Source organism: Amycolatopsis sp. NPDC104819 (assembly GCF_055583145.1).
Map to the genome: position 1 here is coordinate 430,651 of NZ_JBVJON010000003.1, position 18,418 is coordinate 449,068.

At 71.9% G+C, this 18,418-nt stretch carries 16 protein-coding genes; 6 read left to right on the top strand and 10 right to left on the bottom strand.

Annotation, left to right across the window (positions count from 1 at the left end):
• Positions 1 to 19: 19 nt before the first annotated feature.
• Positions 20 to 508, top strand: a complete 489-nt coding sequence (locus tag ACZ63E_RS11210) for a GNAT family N-acetyltransferase (RefSeq protein WP_465335869.1) — start codon at positions 20 to 22, stop codon at positions 506 to 508.
• 47 nt (positions 509 to 555) lie between these two features.
• The gene (locus ACZ63E_RS11215) at positions 556 to 1,311 is read left to right on the top strand and encodes a hypothetical protein (protein ID WP_465335870.1); all 756 of its coding nucleotides are present in this window, start codon (positions 556 to 558) and stop codon (positions 1,309 to 1,311) included.
• A 9-nt stretch (positions 1,312 to 1,320) separates the two neighbouring features.
• Here the strand turns inward: ACZ63E_RS11215 and ACZ63E_RS11220 are convergent, their stop codons facing one another.
• The 9 genes from ACZ63E_RS11220 to ACZ63E_RS11260 form a co-directional block, all read right to left on the bottom strand.
• Positions 1,321 to 2,082 carry a hypothetical protein gene (locus tag ACZ63E_RS11220; protein WP_465335871.1) on the bottom strand — a complete coding sequence of 254 codons (762 nt, stop codon included), beginning with the start codon at positions 2,080 to 2,082 and terminating at the stop codon, positions 1,321 to 1,323.
• 26 nt (positions 2,083 to 2,108) lie between these two features.
• Positions 2,109 to 3,677, bottom strand: coding sequence for a bifunctional phosphoribosylaminoimidazolecarboxamide formyltransferase/IMP cyclohydrolase (gene purH / locus ACZ63E_RS11225; RefSeq protein WP_465335872.1), 1,569 nt, complete (start codon positions 3,675 to 3,677; stop codon positions 2,109 to 2,111).
• Positions 3,667 to 4,284 carry a phosphoribosylglycinamide formyltransferase gene (gene purN, locus ACZ63E_RS11230; protein WP_465309423.1) on the bottom strand — a complete coding sequence of 206 codons (618 nt, stop codon included), beginning with the start codon at positions 4,282 to 4,284 and terminating at the stop codon, positions 3,667 to 3,669. Before purN ends, purH begins: the two co-directional genes overlap by 11 nt.
• Positions 4,285 to 4,362: 78 nt before the next feature.
• Positions 4,363 to 5,835, bottom strand: coding sequence for a cell division protein PerM (locus ACZ63E_RS11235; protein WP_465335873.1), 1,473 nt, complete (start codon positions 5,833 to 5,835; stop codon positions 4,363 to 4,365).
• A 143-nt stretch (positions 5,836 to 5,978) separates the two neighbouring features.
• Positions 5,979 to 6,761, bottom strand: a complete 783-nt coding sequence (locus tag ACZ63E_RS11240) for a DUF5336 domain-containing protein (protein WP_465335874.1) — start codon at positions 6,759 to 6,761, stop codon at positions 5,979 to 5,981.
• A 208-nt stretch (positions 6,762 to 6,969) separates the two neighbouring features.
• On the bottom strand, positions 6,970 to 7,860 hold the full coding sequence (gene sucD, locus ACZ63E_RS11245; RefSeq protein ID WP_465335875.1) for a succinate--CoA ligase subunit alpha: 891 nt from the start codon (positions 7,858 to 7,860) through the stop codon (positions 6,970 to 6,972).
• Between the two features lie 2 nt (positions 7,861 to 7,862).
• Positions 7,863 to 9,032, bottom strand: a complete 1,170-nt coding sequence (gene sucC / locus ACZ63E_RS11250) for an ADP-forming succinate--CoA ligase subunit beta (protein WP_465335876.1) — start codon at positions 9,030 to 9,032, stop codon at positions 7,863 to 7,865.
• A 118-nt stretch (positions 9,033 to 9,150) separates the two neighbouring features.
• Positions 9,151 to 9,483: a hypothetical protein gene (locus tag ACZ63E_RS11255; RefSeq protein ID WP_465335877.1), complete on the bottom strand. Its 333-nt coding sequence runs from the start codon at positions 9,481 to 9,483 to the stop codon at positions 9,151 to 9,153.
• Positions 9,484 to 9,936: 453 nt separating this feature from the next.
• Positions 9,937 to 11,865, bottom strand: a complete 1,929-nt coding sequence (locus ACZ63E_RS11260) for a hypothetical protein (protein ID WP_465335878.1) — start codon at positions 11,863 to 11,865, stop codon at positions 9,937 to 9,939.
• A gap of 1,137 nt (positions 11,866 to 13,002) precedes the next feature.
• Here ACZ63E_RS11260 and ACZ63E_RS11265 point away from each other — a divergent pair.
• Entirely contained in the window at positions 13,003 to 13,683 is a 681-nt protein-coding gene (locus tag ACZ63E_RS11265) for a M23 family metallopeptidase (protein WP_465335879.1), read from the top strand.
• A 771-nt stretch (positions 13,684 to 14,454) separates the two neighbouring features.
• Here the strand turns inward: ACZ63E_RS11265 and pcrA are convergent.
• The gene (gene pcrA, locus ACZ63E_RS11270; RefSeq protein WP_465335880.1) at positions 14,455 to 16,869 is read right to left on the bottom strand and encodes a DNA helicase PcrA; all 2,415 of its coding nucleotides are present in this window, start codon (positions 16,867 to 16,869) and stop codon (positions 14,455 to 14,457) included.
• A 108-nt stretch (positions 16,870 to 16,977) separates the two neighbouring features.
• On the opposite strand from pcrA, the gene ACZ63E_RS11275 reads away from it, so the two are divergent.
• The 3 genes from ACZ63E_RS11275 (at position 16,978) to ACZ63E_RS11285 (ending at position 18,240) form a co-directional block, all read left to right on the top strand.
• Entirely contained in the window at positions 16,978 to 17,403 is a 426-nt protein-coding gene (locus ACZ63E_RS11275) for a DUF1707 SHOCT-like domain-containing protein (RefSeq protein ID WP_465335881.1), read from the top strand.
• A 161-nt stretch (positions 17,404 to 17,564) separates the two neighbouring features.
• A complete protein-coding gene (locus tag ACZ63E_RS11280; RefSeq protein ID WP_328445366.1) occupies positions 17,565 to 17,861 on the top strand; it encodes a chorismate mutase in 297 nt (98 codons plus the stop codon).
• A gap of 64 nt (positions 17,862 to 17,925) precedes the next feature.
• Positions 17,926 to 18,240: a hypothetical protein gene (locus tag ACZ63E_RS11285; protein WP_465335882.1), complete on the top strand. Its 315-nt coding sequence runs from the start codon at positions 17,926 to 17,928 to the stop codon at positions 18,238 to 18,240.
• Positions 18,241 to 18,418: the final 178 nt, after the last annotated feature.

The following is an 18,418-nucleotide window of genomic DNA, read 5'->3' on the forward strand; positions in this document are numbered from 1 at the left end:
CGTCACTAGACAGTCCGGCGTGGAGCTCACCGAAGTCCGGCCCGAAGACTGCCCGGAACTGCTGGTCCTGCAACGCTGCTGCTGGGTCCAGGAGGCCATCCTCAACGCCACCCTCGACATCCCCGCGCTGCACGAGACCCTCGACGACGTCCGCGACTGGACGAAGACCTGGTCGGTGTGGGTGCTGCGGCACGAGCACCGGCTGGTCGGCGCCGTGCGCGGCCGGCTCGACCGGGACTGCTGGGAGGTCGGCAGGCTGATGGTCGCGCCGGACTTCGCCGGGCGCGGGCTGGGCCGCCGGCTGCTCGCGCACATCGAGGCGCAGGCGCCCGCCGACGTGCGCCGGTTCGCCCTGTTCACCGGGGCCCGCAGCACGCGCAACATCACGATGTACCAGCGGGCCGGCTACCGGCTCGTCGACGCCCCGGCCGCCACCGGCCACATCGCCGGCGCCGTTTACCTCGAGAAGGACGTCACGCAGCGCAAGAACCCCGGTCCGCCCGCCTGACGCTGCGGGGTCGGCTAGATTGCCCGGTGGACTTCAGGGGGATGACGATGACCGAAGGGCGGAAACGGCCGATCCTGTGGATCGCCGGGGCGCTGGTCGCGGCGGGCGCCGTGCTCGCCGTCGTGCTCACCACCGGCGGCGGGGTGCCCGGCGCCAAGGCCGAGGCGCCGGGGCCGACGACGATGGGCGCGGAGTGGCGCTCGTTCCGCGCCGAGGTCACCGGGATCCGGCCCGGCGGGGACACCGGCCTGTTCGTGCAGGTCGCGCTGCCCGGCAAGGACCCGGGCTGCGTCCGGGAGCCGCGGATCGAGCAGGTCGTGGAGTCGAAAACCGACATCCGCGCGGACGTCGTCTACTCGACGCGGCCCGCCTCCGGCGGCTGCCAGGACAAGGTGTCGGCCGAGCTGCGGCTGACGACGAACGCGCCGATCGCGGACCGGACCGTGATCCTCAACGCCGACGCGGGCAACGCCTGGCACAAGCTCGGCGCCGGCTGGGGCCACTGCTCGCCGCAGGGCGCCTGCGCCCCGCCGGCCGACCACTGCGACCCGGCGTGGATCGGCGCCGCGGTGTCCGCGACGGGCGCCGAAAGCGCCGGCACCACCCGTGCGTGCGACCCGAACTGGCTGGTCCTCGACCTGCTGGTGCGCCAGACCGAACCGCCGTCGCGCAGCGCCTTCCGCTGGAGTGACGCGGGCTGGACGCCGTTCGCGCAGGCCAAGGCGGCCGGCTGCCCGGAGATCCGGGCGGCCGACCCGAAGTTCCCGGTCGCCCTCTGCAAGGAGCTGCCCGCTCCCGCGTGACCGAGGCTGCTAGCGCAGCTTCTTGACGACCTCGGCGCCGACGGCCTTCACGGCATCGTCCGTCTCCTGCTGGGGCATCGCCGATTTCGAGAAGAACCCCTTGTCCCAGCCGGACACCTCGACGATGACGACCGTCGTGCCCTTCAGGACGTGCAGTTCGGAACCGCTGAACGCGCTGTTCGTGACCAGCCGGACCAGCGCCGCCTTGTCGCCGACGCCCTTGACGTCCGTCGGCGGGACCGCCGGGGCGATCGGCTCGTAGGAGCGGTTGGCCGATTCGCGCGCGCCCTCGCCCGAGTACGTCGTGATGCGCACGCTCAGCGTGGCGTCGCGGACGTTCTCGTCCGGCCCGGGCTTCCAGCTGCAGTTGACCTGCTTGAGGCCCGGCACGTTCGCGGAGCCCGGGCCGCTCAGGGCAAAGCTCGGGAAGCCCGCTTTCCCGAGCGTGGGGCCCGGGACCTGGCACTCGGCGGGCACCGGCGACGACGACGGCGCCGCGCCGGTGCTCGCGAAGTAGTCGCTCGCGAAGATCCCCAGCGGGATGCCCGCGCCGAGCAGCACCACCACGCCGAGGACGATGCCGAGGATCAGGCCCGTCCGCTTCTTCTTCGGCGGCGGCATCGGCCCGCCGTACCCCGGCGGCGGGTACCCGGGCGGCGGATATCCCTGCTGCGGCGGATATCCGGGCGGCGGGTAGCCGGGCTGCGGGGGATACGGCCCCTGCTGCCCGTAACCCGGCTGACCCTGCCCGTACGGCGGTGGTTGCTGCATCGAGCCCTCCCTCTCGAAGCGCGGGGTCAGTGCGCGAAGTGGCGCGTCCCCGTCAGGTACATCGTGACGCCCGCCTTCTCCGCGGCCGCGATCACCTCGGGGTCGCGGACCGAGCCACCGGGCTGCACGACCGCGCGCACACCGGCCTCGACCAGCACTTCCAGGCCGTCGGGGAACGGGAAGAACGCGTCGGACGCGCCGACCGAGCCCTTCGCGCGGTCGCCCGCCCGCGACACCGCGAGCCGGGACGAGTCGACGCGGTTGACCTGGCCCATGCCGACGCCGACGGTCGCGCCGTCAGCCGCCAGCAGGATCGCGTTCGACTTCACCGCGCGCAGCGAGCGCCACGCGAACTCGAGGTCGCGCAGGGTCTGCTCGTCGGCCGGGGCGCCGGTCGCGAGCTGCCAGTTGGCCGGGTCGTCGCCGGGGGCGTTGATCGCGTCGACCGTCTGCACGAGGACGCCGCCGGAGATCTGGCGGAACTCGATCGGCGACGGCGCGATCTCGGGGAGCTTCAGCAGCCGGATGTTCTTCTTGCGCTGCAGGATTTCCAGCGCTTCCGCATCGAAGTCCGGCGCGAGCACGACCTCGGTGAAGACCTCGGCGATCTGCTCCGCGGCCTCGCGGCTGACCGGCCGGTTCGTGGCGATGACGCCGCCGTAGGCCGAAACCGGGTCGCACGCGTGCGCCTTGCGGTGCGCCTCGGCGATGTCCACGCCGACCGCGATGCCGCACGGGTTGGCGTGCTTGATGATCGCGACGGCGGGCCCGTCGAAGTCGAACGCGGCGCGGCGGGCGGCGTCGGTGTCGACGTAGTTGTTGTAGGACATGGCCTTGCCGTGCAGTTGCTCGGCGTGCGCCAGGCCGGCCCGGTGTCCCTTGTAGAGCGCGGCCTTCTGGTGCGGGTTCTCGCCGTAGCGCAGCACCTCGCCGCGCTCCCAGCTGACGCCGGAGAACTCGGGGAAGCCGGAGTCGACAGCGTCCTCATCGGGGGCGTAGACGTTCGAGAACCACGAAGCGACGGCGATGTCGTAGGACGCCGTGTGCGCGTACGCCTGCGCGGCGAGGCGCTTGCGGTCGTCGAGGTCGAAGCCGCCGTCGGCGACGCGCTCCAGCACCCAGGCGTAGCGGGCCGGGTCGACGACAACAGCGACGCTGCCGTGGTTCTTCGCCGCGCCGCGCACCATCGCCGGGCCGCCGATGTCGATGTTCTCGACGCAGTCCTCGGGGCTCGCGCCGGACGCGACGGTCTGCTCGAACGGGTACAGGTTGACCACCAGCAGGTCGAACGCCGCGATGTCCAGCTTCCGCAGCTGCTCGACGTGGTCGGCGTTGCCCTGGTCGGCCAGCAGCCCGGCGTGGACGCGCGGGTGCAGCGTCTTGACGCGGCCGTCCAGCGACTCCGGGAAGCCCGTGACCTCTTCGACCGGCGTGACCGGGACCCCCGCGTCGGCGATGACCTTCGCGGTGCCGCCGGTGGAGACGATCTCGACGCCGGCCGCGTGCAGGCCGATCGCGAGGTCCAGGAGGCCCGCCTTGTCCGAGACGCCGATCAGCGCCCGGCGGACCGGGCGCCGTCCCAGGTCAGTGCTCACGAAATGTCACCTTTCGTCCGTCCACGGTGCAGCCACCGCGGCCGAGTCGCTCGATCGTTTCCACCAAAAGCCTGCGCTCGACGGCCTTGATCCGTTCGTGCAGGACGTCTTCGGTGTCGTCGTGCTCCACGACGACGGCTTCCTGGGCGATGATCGGCCCGGTGTCGACCCCGGCGTCCGCGAAGTGCACGGTCGAGCCGGTGACCTTGACGCCGGCCTCGAGCGCGTCGCGGACCGCGTGCATCCCGGGGAACGACGGGAGCAGCGCCGGGTGCGTGTTGACCACCGTGAACCGGCTGAGGAACTGCTCGCCCAGGATCTTCATGAACCCGGCGGACACGACGAGGTCGGGCTGGTACACCGCGACGGCCTCGGTCAGCGCCTTGTCCCAGGCGGCGCGGTCGGGGTGGTCGGCGACGCGGACGGTGAACGCCGGGACGTTCACGCGTTCGGCGCGGGTGAGGGCCTCGATGCCGGTGCGGTCGGCGCCGACGGCGAGGACCTTGGCCGGGAAGCCGGACCGGCCGGTGGCGTCCAGCACCGCCTGCAGGAGGGTGCCGGAGCCCGACGCGAGCACGACGAGCTTCACCGGAGTGGGCAGCTCCAACCGTTGAGACAGAGCGGGCTCCTTGCCGCGGGCGGTGCGCAGCCGGTGCGCACGGCGCTTCACCAGGTCACGACAACCCTAACGGTCGGCCTCGTCCGGCTCGACGTCGCCGCAGGTCTCGGTGCCTCCGGTCACAGCTTCGTCGTCCTCGGCGGAGCTTTCCCGGGAAAGCTTCGGGTCTTCGAGGCCGAGTTCGGCGTCGGCCTCGGCTTCGAACTCGGCGTCCTCGTCTTCGATTTCTTCGACGGCTTCGTCCTCTTCGGACGCTTCCGCTGCTTCGATGTCCTCGACGGCTTCGGCTGCTTCTTCGGCGTCGACGTCGTCGGCGTCTTCGAAGGCTTCGTTGTCTTCGAGCGCTTCGGGCGGCGGCGCGGGCGGCTCGTGCTCACCCGCGAAGAACGCGACGAACGAGCCCGGGATGACGATCCAGCAGAACGCGACGACCGACGCGACCCCGACCGGCACGCTCACCGGGTCGAACGGGCCGTCGCCGAGCCGGCCGCCGGCCAGCGTGCCCAGCACGACGCAGCCCAGCGCGACCACCACCCCGGCGACCGCGACCGTCCGGATGCGCTGCGCCGGGTCGGCGTCGGCCCGGCGCAGCGACCAGCCGACGAGCACACCGGTCGCCGCGGGCAGCAGGAGCAGCGCCGGCCACCAGGCACTGTGGTGCTCGGGCAGGCCGCCGAGCAGCGGAACGCCCGGCACGGCGCCGCCGCGGTACCCGAACATCCCGACGTTCAGGTCGCCGATCGAGAAGCCGGGCCCGGTGACGAACGACAGCCCGGCCGTCACGGCGTTGGGCAGGTAGAGCAGCGAGAGCAGGAAGAGCCCGAAGCTGCTGCCGAACGCGGGCTCGTACATGTCGGCCACCGTCGACCACGACAGCGCCGTCGCGACCGTGAACACCGCGGCGCCGCAGGCCACCAGCACCGCGAGGCCCGCCGCGCCCGCGCGGACCCCGCGCAGCGCCAGCGGGTCGAGCCGGTCGGCGACGACGTCGGGCAGCCCGCAGCTCCGGAAGACGCCCACGGCCGAGGCCGCTCCGGCGAGCAGTCCCGGCACGGCGAAGGCCGTCACCGGGTTCGCCGCCACCGGGGAGCCTTGGGCGCAGAACGCGATGACCAGCCCGAACAGCGCGTGCGCGCCGGTGATCGTGACGAACACCGGCAGCGCCTCGCGGGGCGACCGGCAGCCGAGGCGCTGGGCGGCGCCGGACGCCGTCCGCGCGGCCAGCGCGAGCGCCCCCAGCGTCGGCAGCAGCGGCAGGACGCCGAGCGGGTGGCCGCCGAGGCCGAGGCGCACCTGGTGCGCGGCGAGCCAGCCGGGCCCGGCCGCGAGCAGCACGCCCGTGCCGGTGAAGGCGCCGCGGCCGGCGGTCAGGGTGACCAGCGTCAGCAGCGTCGCGACGGCGGCGTAACCCGTGACCAGCGGGCCGAGCGCGGCGGCGAGCAACACCCGCACCCGCGCCGCCCGGGAAAGTTCGACGTCGGGTTCGAGGTCGCCCACCGGCTCTTCGCGGGAGTCGGTGAGCACGTCCATGATCCGCACCCTGACATCCGCGCTGCTCCGACCGGGTGAGCCACGCCGCCGTCGGCCGGCGTGGGGAAGCTAACCCACCCGGTCGAGTAACGCCCGGAGTGCAAAACACCCGCCGTGACACAGAGCGTCACAGCGGGTGTTTCGGGCCGGCGTCAGTTCGACTTGCCGAAGCCTCCGGGCGGTGTGCCCGGGTTGTCCGACGGCGGCTGCTGGAAGAACGAGCCCTGCTGCGGGGCGTACGTCGTGGCCTGCTGCCCCGGCGGCGGCGTGGTCGACGGCGGGTTCGGCGAGCCGTACTGGCCCTGCGAGAACGGCGCCGACGGCTCGCCGGTCTGGGCCACCGGGCCCGGCTGCTGCTGGCCGTACTGCTGGCCCGGCTGGCCGTACTGCTGCTGGCCGGGCTGGCCGCCCTGGCCCGGCTGGCCGAACTGGGCGCCGTACTGCGGGGCGGCGGCCGGCTTCGGCGCCGGCGGCTTGATGACGTCGTGCTCGATCAGCAGCGCGGCGACCGCGGCGGCCATCTGCAGGAAACCCAGGATCAGGATGACGGTGACGATGCCGGGCGTCGTCTGCAGGCTGATCAGCGTGTCGAGGACGTCGAGCGCGCCGAGGACGCTGAACAGCGCCGCGAACGGCAGCGTCTTCGGGCCCCTCGGCAGCACGTGGAGCCCGGCGAGCAGACCGCCGCCGAGCAGGAAGACCCCACCGAGGCCGACTTCACCGGCGTCGGCGAAGCCGAGGAAGTACTGCACGAGGCTGAGGGCGGCGACGACCAGGGAGAGCAGCATCGGCAGGTTCTGCGGCAGGCCCGCCGGACCCGACGGCGCCTGGTGCGAGTGGTGCTGCTGCGGGAGGCCACCGGTGGGCGGCGGTCCGGGGGGCTGCTGGCCGCCACCCTGCTGGGGGTAGCCAGGCCCGCCGCTGGGGAAGGTCATCGGATGCACTCCTGTCGGTTCGACCGGCACTCCGGGGTGCGAGGACACCCGGGGGAAGACGAGGCGGCTTGTGTGCGCAGAACGCTAGCGCACTGACGAGCCCTCAGCCCACCAGACGCGTGAATACCCCGGGAGGTTTCCTCCCCGAACGGAGGAGGGCCGGACACCTTGGTGAGTGCCCGGCCCTACCTGCGGTTACGCGCTGTCGTCAGCCGAGGCTGTTGTACAGCTCACGCGCGAGGACGGCGGTCTCGCTCGGGGTCTTGCCGACCTTGACGCCGGCGGCCTCGAGGGCCTCCTTCTTCGCGGCCGCCGTGCCGGAGGAGCCCGACACGATGGCGCCCGCGTGGCCCATGGTCTTGCCCTCGGGCGCGGTGAAGCCCGCGACGTAACCGACGACCGGCTTCGTCACGTTCTCCTTGATGTAGGCCGCGGCGCGCTCTTCGGCGTCGCCACCGATCTCGCCGATCATCACGATGACCTTGGTCTCGGGGTCCGCCTCGAACGCCTCGAGGGCGTCGATGTGCGTGGTGCCGATGATGGGGTCACCGCCGATGCCGACCGCGGTGGAGAAGCCGATGTCCCGCAGCTCGTACATCATCTGGTAGGTCAGCGTGCCGGACTTCGACACGAGGCCGATCTGGCCCGGGCCGGAGATGTCGGCCGGGATGATGCCGGCGTTCGACTTGCCGGGGCTGATCACGCCGGGGCAGTTCGGCCCGATGATCCGGGTCGTGTTGCCCTTCGCGACCGCGTGCGCCCAGAAGTAGGCCGAGTCGTGCACCGGGATGCCCTCGGTGATGACGACGGCCAGCGGGATCTCGGCGTCGATCGCCTCGACGACCGCGTCCTTCGCGAACTTCGGCGGCACGAAGATGACCGACACGTCGGCGCCGGTCTCCTTGATGGCCTCTTCGACGGTGCCGAAGACCTTGAGGTCCTTGCCCTCGATGGTGACGGTCTGGCCGGCCTTGCGGGCGTTGACGCCACCCACGATGTTCGTGCCGGACTTCAGCATCTTGGTCGCGTGCTTCATGCCCTCGGAGCCGGTGAGCCCCTGCACGATGACCTTGCTGTTCTCGTTCAGGAAGATCGACATCTTCACGCACCTGCCGCGGCGAGCTCGGCAGCCTTGTCGGCCGCGTTGTCCATTGTGTCCACCACGGTGACCAGCGGGTGGTTCGCGTCGGCCAGGATCTGGCGACCCTCGACGACGTTGTTGCCGTCCAGGCGGACGACCAGCGGCTTGGCGGCCTCGTCGCCCAGGATCTTCAGGGCCTCGACGATGCCGTTCGCCACCGCGTCGCAGGCGGTGATGCCGCCGAAGACGTTGACGAAGACGCTCTTCACGTCGGTGTCGTTGAGGATGACGTCCAGCCCGGCCGCCATGACCTCGGCCGACGCGCCGCCGCCGATGTCGAGGAAGTTCGCCGGCTTCACGCCGCCGTGCTTCTCACCCGCGTACGCCACGACGTCCAAAGTGGACATGACGAGGCCCGCGCCGTTGCCGATGATGCCGACCTGGCCGTCGAGCTTGACGTAGTTGAGGTTCTTGGCCTTGGCCTTCGCCTCGAGCGGGTTCTCCGCTTCCTTGTCCACCAGGGCCTCGTGGCCCGGCTGGCGGAAGTCCGCGTTCTCGTCGAGGGTGACCTTGCCGTCGAGGGCGATGATCTTGTCCTGCGGGTCACGGACCAGCGGGTTGACCTCGACCAGGGTGGCGTCCTCGGAGACGAAGGTCTCCCAGAGCTTCACGACGACGTCGGCGGCCTCGTCGATGATGTCGGCCGGGAAGTTGCCGGCCTTCAGGATCTCGAGGGCCTTCGCCTTGTCGACACCCGCGATCGCGTCGACGGGGATCTTCGCGAGCGCGTCGGGCCGCTCGACCGCGAGCTGCTCGATCTCCATGCCGCCTTCGGACGAGGCCATCGCCAGGAAGGTGCGGTTCGCCCGGTCCAGCAGGAAGGAGAAGTAGTACTCGGACGCGATGTCCGAGGCTTCGGCCACGAGCACGCGACGCGTGATGTGGCCCTTGATGTCGAGGCCGAGAATGGCTTCCGCCTTCTCCTTCGCCTCGTCCGGCGTCTGGGCCAGCTTGACGCCGCCCGCCTTCCCGCGGCCGCCGACCTTCACCTGCGCCTTGACGACGACCTGGTTGCCGATCTGCTCCGCGGCGGCCTTGGCTTCTTCGGGGGTGCTAGCCACCGAGCCCGGCAGAACCGGTACTCCGTGGGCGGCGAAGAGATCCCTCGCCTGGTACTCGTAGAGGTCCACTACTCCAGTCTCCTGACGACACGCCACTGCAGGTGGTCCGCGACCGGACCGCGCTGTCGGACCAGTCGAGGTTAGCGACCTGCGCGAACGGCGGGGACTCCGCATCCGGTGAAGTCGGTCACCGTGTGCGGTCAGACGGTGTTCCCGAGGTGTGAGACCGCCCACCGGACAACCATTTCGCGGCTTCGGAGGGGGTCTCGAAGTCTCCGGCCGTGAAGAGGTGGAGGTCGTGGAAGGTGTCCTTGAGGTGGTGGGGCGGGGGCTCGCCGAGCACGCCGACGGCGTCGGGGTCCTCCTGTTCGGTGGTGCGGACGATCTGTTCGACGGTGTCGAGGGGCCCGGCGTGGATGACCTCCATGCCTTCGTCGCGGAGGGTGCGAGCGAGGGGGACGGCCGTGGGGTCGGGGCGGGTGAACTCGACCAGGAGGACTCGGAGGCGGTTGCGGGTCATGGGGTGGGGTCGTTCCGGGTGAGGTTCGGGTGGGCGGCGCTCATTGGTCGGGGTGCGCTCGGCATCGCCCGGGCCAGCGGCGCAGTCGGGGCTGCGGCGGCACTCGGCACGGCGCCTGGTCGCGGGGTGGCACCCGGCACCCCGCCAACTGGCGCTGCGTTCGGCACGGCGCTTGGTCGCGGGGTGGCACCCGGCACCGCGCCGACCGGCGCTGCGTTCGGCACCGCGCAGGCCAGCGGTCCGGCAGCCGGGGCTGCGGCGGCACTCGGCACGGCGCCTGGTCGCGGGCTGCCACCCGGCACCGCGCCAACCGGCGACGCGGTGCTCACTGGCTGCGCTGCACTCGGCATCGCGCGGGCCAGCGGCACGGCAGCCGGGGCCGGGGAATCACTCGGCGGCGGCGCATCACTCCATACCGCGTCGACTGGCGGCGCGGTGCTCATCGGCCGGGCTTCATGTGGCACGTCGGGTGCCCGCAGCCGACATTCCGGCCGCGATGAGCAGGGCGGTCGCTGCGGCGAGCGTTACCCAGAAGCCGGTTGCCGGGCTTGCGTTGCCGAGGGTGCCGCCGACCAGGGGCAGCTCCGCCGCGTGGAGCGCCGCCAGCAGCGCCGCGCCGGTCAGCAGTGCCGCTGCGGGCTTCGGGCGTGAGCGCAGGGCCAGCCCCGCCGCGCCCAGCACCACCGCCGCCGCCGTGAACAGTCCCCACGACGGGGTGTCGAGGTTCGACCAGAGCCCAGGCGCCACGTAACCCGGCACGCTGAAGACCGGCAGCCCGAACCCGGCGACCGCCAGTACCCCGCCGGCCACCACCGGGGTGAGTACGCCGGCGGCTGCCGTTGTGCCGTCACCTGCGTCCTCGCGCTCGACTACTCCGGTCCCGGCGGCGGCAAGGGCGGCCAGGACTGCGAGGACGAGGGCGGCGAACGTCCAGGCGGCGCCGGCGCCGAGGTCATACGTGAACGCGGGCGCCGCGCCGGTCGGGCCGGCGCCGCCGAAACCGGCGAGGTTGCCGGCCTGGGTGGCGGTGAGCGCGGTGTTGAGGACGGCCGTGCCGGCCAGGACGATTCCGGCCCAGGCGACCCCGAGGACCGGTCGCGCGAGGGCGGCCGTCTTCGGCACGAGCGTCCCGAGTGCGACGACGGCGAGCACCACCGCGGCGACGAGCAGGAACCACCGGGCCGGACTCTCGGCGGCCGCGCTGACCGGCGCGGTGGCGCCGGGGTTCAGCGCGCTGACCGCGACCTGCGGCGCGAACGTGCCGATCACGGCCGCGAGCGCGGTGGCGAGGCCGAGCAGTCCGGTGGTGAGCCGCCACCAGAAGAGGCCGGGGAGCTTCAGGTCGGCTTCGGTGTCGGCGGTCTTCTCGGTGAGCCGGGTGAAGGCGAGGCCGCCGATGATCGCCGTCGTGACGAGGACGAGGACGGGGCCCCAGGCGACGTGCAGGTCGTCGCGGTAGAGGCCGGCCAGCACGGGCGGCGCGGCGACCCCGAAAGCGGCGGCGGTCAGGCCGGCCAGCGCGCCCCGGGCGACACGTTCGTCCGGCGCGGCGAGGGCGAGCGAGGCGGCCAGCGGAAGCGCGGCGGCGAGCAGCAGGTAGCCGCCAAGGGCGGGCCAGGGTCCTTCGAAAGCCGAACGCGCGAGGAGGAAGCCGTTGTCGGAGCCGACGGGCGCGGTCAGCAGTCCGACCGAGGCCGTGACGGCGAGCAGCGGGACCAGCAGGCGCCACCGGCGGCGTTCGGGTTCGTCGTCCCTCCGGTTCGCCCGCCAGGCGGCGACACCCGCGGCCACGGAGAGCACGTCCGCGATGAGGAGCAGCCAGAACCCGGCCCCGACGGCCGAGCCGCCGACGAACCGGACGGGCAGGTAGAGCTCGGGCCGGATGGTGAGGGGGCCGTTGACGGCGAACTGCAGGTCGAGCACTAGCCGGCCGGGCGCGAGGGCGGCGAGGCCCAGAACGATCCCGCCGGCCAGCCCGGTCTTCCCCGCGCCGGCGGCCCAGATCGCGGCGACGGCGGAGGCGAGAGCGAGGACGGCCAGCCAAGGCCAGCTGGCGAACCCGGGCCCGGCGGCCGGCGAGACGGGAACAAAGGCGGCGACGGCAAGAGCGACAGCGGCCAGGGCGGCGAGCACGAGGGCGACGCGGAGGGGGCCGCGGTCGGTGTCGTCGGCCCAGAGTTCACGCGGGTCGTAGGCGGGTTCCCGCTTTTCGTCGGCTTTCAGCGCGGACTTGGTGGGTTGCGCCGCGGGCTTCCGCTTGCCGGTGGGACGGGAGGTCGCGGAGCGCGAGGCGGGCCCGGAGGGACGGGGGTCCGGGTCGGGCTCGGGGTCGCGGGGAGAGCCGGGGGCGCTCCCGGTGGGGTGCTCTGAGCGTGGGGGCATTGCCCGCGACGCTAGCAAGCCCGGCCGTTCGGAGCCCGCCACCGTGGCCCGAGTCGCTGAGCGGCGGGTGGCGGTCGGCGGGTGCGGCGGCGGGTATGGGTTGAGGTCGGCCGCGGCGGTTGGTGCGGGTTGCCGATTGGCGCGGTAGCCCGAGGCGGAGGCAGATCGAGCTGGTTCGCGGCGATCCGTGCGGGCCGCCGGGCGAGTGCGCGGCTGTCGCCCTGACGGCAAGCGGTGGGGGCGCCCCTCGGCAGTTGCGTGCGCGCCGGGCGGTGAGGCGAACGTGCGGCTGTCGCCCGGTCGCTGAGCGGGGCCGTAGTCGGTCGCGCAGGGGTGGGGCGGTGAAGCGAGCGCGCGGCTGTCGACCGGTCGACAAGCGGCGGGGACGCCCTCGGCAGCTGCAGTTACAGCGCCGAAGGCCGGGGCGCGGGCCGCAGTGGGTGTGGAAATGGGGCTGGTGCTGGATGCGGAGGCTGCGTTGAGTCCCCGAGGTGCCCGATTCGACGACCGCCGCCGACAGGGGGCTAGTCGGTGAGTGGCGGGTTCTTGTCGACGAACGGATCGGCTCTTGCGCGTCGGCGGGGGTCCGAAATGGGCGTTGTGGGCCTTTTTCGGGACTGCCGGGGGGCGATCAGGGCGTCGAAGGAGCATCAACATCGGCTCGCAAACCCTTATTCCGCGACTTTTGGCCTCAAACATGCCTCGAAGAGCCTCTGGCGGTCCTTCACCGGCCTTGGACCCTGTAAGCCAAGTCACACCGAACGCGGTAAACCCCCTCTAACTTTGGGTAATTGGCACAGGTGAGCGCCGGATCGGAGCCACCCGTTCAGCCGACGCGAGGGCCAGATCTTGCTTACAGCGGTGCCCCTTCGTTACTGTCCCCCGGTCCCCATTACAGTCAGGTCACGAAGTAGGACGACGAGCGAACCACCCCCGAGGTTGGCTCACCGGGTTCCCCCGCCCGCAGTCCTCAGACCCGGCTCCCCGACGATGGAAGGCCCTGTCTTGGCTTCACACCGCTCCCCCGGCGGCCAAGCTCCTTCCCCGGCACTGAAGGACGCACTGGAAGGTGCGGTCGTTCGTGTCCGGGGTGCGCACCGCATCGCCCCGCCCTCTTCGGCCCTTCGTGGCCGGGTTGTGGTTGCCGCTGTTGCGGCCGGTGCGTTCGCTGCCGCTGCTGCGGGCTCGACCCTCAAGACAGTCACCGACTCCGACGCCGCCGTGACGCCGCTGGCCAACAGCCAGGACGCCAGCGCTTCCCTGACCGCGGGGGGTGCGGGCACCGGGGGCGCCCCGGAGCTCCTGCCGACCGGCCACGCCGTCGACGCCTCCGCCGAGGCCGCGAAGCTTTCCGACAGCGCTTCGATCACCCAGGCCCGCGAGCAGCGCGAAGCCGACGCCGCCAAGAAGGCCGCCGAAGAAGCCGCTCGCCCGAAGACCTGCCTGCCGGCGCACGGCACCTTCACCTCGGGCTTCGGCGCCCGGTGGGGCACGAGCCACCTCGGCATCGACATCGCCAACGCGATCGGCACCCCGATCTACGCCGCCTCCGACGGCACCGTGATCGACGCCGGCCCGGCCAGCGGCTTCGGCCTCTGGGTCCGCGTGCAGCTCGACGACGGCACGATCCAGGTCTACGGCCACATGAACAGCTTCTCCGTCAAGGAGGGCCAGAAGGTCAAGTGCGGTCAGCAGATCGCCGAGATCGGCAACCGTGGTCAGAGCACCGGCCCGCACCTGCACTTCGAGGTCTGGCAGAACGGCACGAAGAAGATCGACCCCCGGCCCTGGCTGGCCGCGCGCGGCATCGTCATCTGAGCCGTCCGAACACCACACTAGGTCGTCCAGACCACCTGAGCCGGAACCGCGACCGCGCGCCAACGCGGGAAACCCGGCCGTAGCAGCATGATCCGCCGCCGAGGACCGATGACGCTCCTCGGCGATGAGAACACCCGGTGACCGCGCGGCGCGATCATCTGACGCCGAGAACTCCTCAGGCCGCCGCCACCACGCGCGGACACCCGAGACCGCACCGAGCCTCGCCAAAGCCGCCTGAAAGCCCCTCAGCGCCCGGAAACGGCTAACGCTGCCCGCCGGGCAACCGCCGGATGAAGTACGCCACGGCGACCTGCCACACCGTGCAGAACTCCGCGGAGCGGCGCGTCGGCAGCCAGCCCCACGGGACGCGGGCCCCGGCGCCCCCCGCGGAGCGGACACGCGCGGCACTCCGGGCCCTGGTCGTCCAGCGGCGTCCCCGGCCGCAGGTGACACAACGCCCGTCCGCGCCGAGCTCGTGCTGCTTGAGCAGCGCTCGCCAGGCGGCGGCCAGCCGGCACGCCTCCGCTCCCGCACGCGAAGGAATTCCTGAGGCCCCCGAAGGCTCCGGACCCCGATCCGCAACCGTCGTCCCCAGGACTCCTCGCAAGTATTTTTGTACCCCGTCGGCCACCAGGTGAAACAGCACCGCGTCCACACCACACTACCCCCTTCGTCGAACCTGTGTTCGATTGCAGGGTCAGTTCTACCGGTGGGGTACGACGATTCCGGCGGCGATCGGGCCGATCGCCGCCGGGTTCACTCGGACGGGTGTTAGAGCTTCACCATCGGCACGCTGCCGATCAGCATCAGGCGGACCTTGCCGGCCGCGCCGAAGTCGATGGTCGCCGTCGCGCGCGGGCCGACGCCGTCGCACGAAACCACCGTGCCCAGGCCGTACTTGTCGTGGCTGACGCGGTCGCCGACGTCCAGCTTCAGCGCCACCGTGTCCTTCCAGCCCTTGCCGAACGAGCTGACGCCCGGGGACGAAGACGACGACGAAGAGCGGCCGCCCCAGGTGGTCGCCGCCCGCGGGGTGCCCCGCGAACCGCTGCCGAACGAACCGAAGCCGCGGCTGGACGGCTCCAGGCGCCGCCAGTCGACGAGGTCCGGCGGCAGCTCGTCCAGGAACCGCGAAGCCGGGTTCATCGACGGCTGGCCCCACGCCGACCGCGTGATCGCGCGCGAGACGTACAACCGCTTGCGGGCCCGCGTGATCGCGACGTACGCGAGCCGCCGTTCCTCCGCCAGTTCCGTCGGGTCGCCCAAAGCCCGCATGTGCGGGAAGACGCCGTCCTCCCAGCCGGTGCAGAACACCACCGGGTACTCCAGGCCCTTCGCGGTGTGCACGGTCATCAGCGTGACCACGCCCGCGCCGCCGTCGCCGTCCTCGCCGCCGTCCGGCGAAGGCACCGAGTCGGCGTCCGCGACCAGCGACACGCGCTCGAGGAACGCGGGCAGCGAACCCGGCGCCGGGACGCCTTCGTCCACGACCAGCTCGGCGTTCTCGTCCGCGACGATCTCGGCGGTGATCTCGGTGAACTCCCGCGCCACCGTGACGAGCTCGTCCAGGTTCTCCACGCGCGTGTGGTCCTGCGGGTCGTCCGACTCCTCGAGCTCGACGCGGTAGCCGGTCTTCTCCAGCACGGCTTCGAGGACGTCGTGCACCTCGGCGCCGGCCGTGATCAGGTCGCCCAGCTCGTCGAGCAGCCCGACGAACCCGCTGATCGCCTTGACCGAGCGCGGGTTCAGCAGCGCCACCTTGCCCTCGACGGCGTCCCGCAGCGCCGCCGCGAACGAGATCCGCTCACGCTCGGCGTGCGTCGCCACGACGGCTTCCGCGCGGTCGCCGATGCCGCGCTTGGGCACGTTCAGCACGCGCCGCAGGCTGACCGTGTCCTCCGGGTTCGCCAGCACGCGCAGGTACGCGATCATGTCGCGGACTTCGCGCCGCTCGTAGAACCGCACGCCGCCGACGACCTTGTACGGCAGGCCGAGCCGGATGAAGATCTCTTCGAAGACGCGGGACTGGTTGTTGGTGCGGTAGAAGACGGCGACGTCGGAGTAGTCCGCCTCGCCCTTCTCCGCCAGCGCGTCGATCTCGTTCGCGACGAACGCGGCTTCGTCGTGGTCGTTGTCCGAGACGTAGCCGACGATCTTCTCGCCGTCGCCCGAATCCGTCCACAGCCGCTTCGCGCGCCGGTTCGGGTTGCGCTCGATGACGGCGTTCGCCGCGGACAGGATCGTCTGCGTGGAGCGGTAGTTCTGCTCCAGCAGGATGGTGTGCGCGTTCGGGAAGTCCCGCTCGAACTCCTCGATGTTGCGGATCGTCGCGCCGCGGAACGCGTAGATGGACTGGTCCGCGTCACCGACGACGACGAGCTCGGCCGGGTCGACGCCGGCCTCGTTCGGCGCGGTCCCGGCCAGCTCGCGCACCAGCGTGTACTGCGCGTGGTTCGTGTCCTGGTACTCGTCGACCAGCACGTGGCGGAACCGCCGCCGGTAGTACTCGGCGACGGCCGGGAACGCCTGCAGCAGCGAGACCGTGCGCATGATGAGGTCGTCGAAGTCGAAGGCGTTGGCCTGGTTCAGCCGCCGCTGGTACTCGACGTAGACCTCGGCGACGCGGCGCTCGAGGTCGTTGCTCGCGTTCGCCGCCGCCTCTTCGGCGTCGACGAGCTCGTTCTTCAGGTTCGAGATGTGGATGGCCAGCGTGCGCGCGGCGTAGCGCTTCGGGTCGATGTCGAGGTCCCGCGCCACCAAGGTGATCAGCCGCTTGGTGTCGTCGGAGTCGTAGATGGAGAAGCTCGACGACATGTCCAGCGTCTTGGCCTCACGACGCAGGATCCGCACGCACATCGAGTGGAACGTCGACACCCACATCGCGTTCGCGCGGCGCCCGACGAGCGCGGCGACACGTTCGCGCATTTCGGCGGCGGCCTTGTTGGTGAACGTGATGGCCATGATCTCGCCCGGGTGCACGCGCCGTTGCCCGAGCAGGTAGGCGATCCGGCGGGTCAGCACCCGGGTCTTGCCCGATCCCGCGCCCGCGACGACCAGCAGAGGGCCACCGGCGTGGGTGACGGCTTCGCGCTGGGCGGGGTTCAGGTCGTCGAGCAGATCGGCCTGCCCGCCGGAAGCGGGCTTGCGCGCGGGGGTCTCGGCGGGGAGATCGAAGAGGGTGTCCATCGTCTGTCCACGCTACCCCGGGCGGGTGGGCTACCGCGGCAGGCGTAGCGGGAGATGTCGCCTGGCGCCCGACGCGCGGCGGCCGCGGCGCGCGGAGCATCGACGGACATGGAAGACACCAGCCCCGCCCGCATCCGGGCCGCCGACGCCGATCGCGAACGCGTCGCCACCACCGTCCAGTCCGCCGGCGCCGAAGGCCGACTCACCCTCGAAGAGGTCGAAGAGCGCCTCACCCGCGTCTACGCCGCGCGGTTCACCGACGAGCTCGCCGAGCTCACCACCGACCTGCCGCGCCCGGCGCCGCCGCGGCCCGGCTTCCCGCTTACGCGCACGGCTTTGCGGCGTCACCCCGCGCTGCGCGTCCACCTCGCCGTGGTGGTCGCGGTCGCGGTGCTGCTGATCGTCCGGTGGGCGGTGCTGGGCGCCGGGTTCTTCTGGCCGGCGTTCCCGGTGTTCTGGCTCGCGGTCAGCCTGGTGCTGCACGCGCGGGCGCGCTCGTTCCGTGAGAACGCGCGGACCGCTGTGCCATACTGATTCCATGCGGCACCACGCAGAGCGATTTTTCTACGGGACCCGGACTCCGGCTCCCGTGATCGCGTAGTGCCCAGACCGCCATCACGCCAGCCCCGGAGTCCACGGACCCGGGGCTGTCGCCGTCCCTGGGGCCGGGTCCGGGCCTCGAGGAAGAGGTCCCGATGAACGCACAAGCGACGAACGCCGACGGCCAGCCCGCCGAGCACACCCCCGCGGGCGACGACATCGCGTCGCTGCGTCAGGAGATCGACTGGCTGGACAAGGAGATCCTGCGGCTGGTGAAACGCCGGGTCGAGGTGTCCAAGACGATCGGGGCCGCGCGGATGGCCGCCGGCGGCACGCGGATCGTCTACAACCGCGAGATGGACGTGCTCGCGCGCTACCGCGAGCTCGGCCCCGAGGGCCGCCAGCTGGCCATGGCGCTGCTGAACCTGGGCCGCGGGCGGCTCGGCCGGTAACGGTTGGCCGAATTCGGGGTCTTCCCCGAGGCACCGGCGCCCCCGGTGCGGGCAGACTGGGGGCATGGAGTGGCTCGTGAACCTCATCGCCGTCATCGTCGCGCTCGTGAGCGTGCTGGCCGCGCTGGGCCATGTGGGGTATCTGGCGCTGTTGAACAATGCAGCGGGTAAGCGGGCCGGCGGCGCTCCCGTGGCGCAGTACGTCCGGAGCCGCTGGGCCGTTGCCGGCGGTACCACCGCGGCGTCGCTGTTCGCCTGGTTGCTCACGACCGGGGGAACGACGCTGGACATCCTGGCGATCATCCTCGCGGCGGGTAGCGGCGCGGTGGCGACGAAGGCGCTGCAGTCCACGCGTGACCGTTATCGCACCGGCGGGTGAACCCCGCCTGAACTGGGCTGATGGCGCTGCGTGAAATCGCGCGGCGCCGCTTTCGCCCGATCGGTCGCGCCCGACCGAGTGAAACCTCTGCAACTTGCAGCTTCGGGGGCGACTTTCTACGCCGGATGCTCCTAGGGTTGAGGCCGTGAGGACCCTTGCGTCTGGGTCGGGCCCAGCC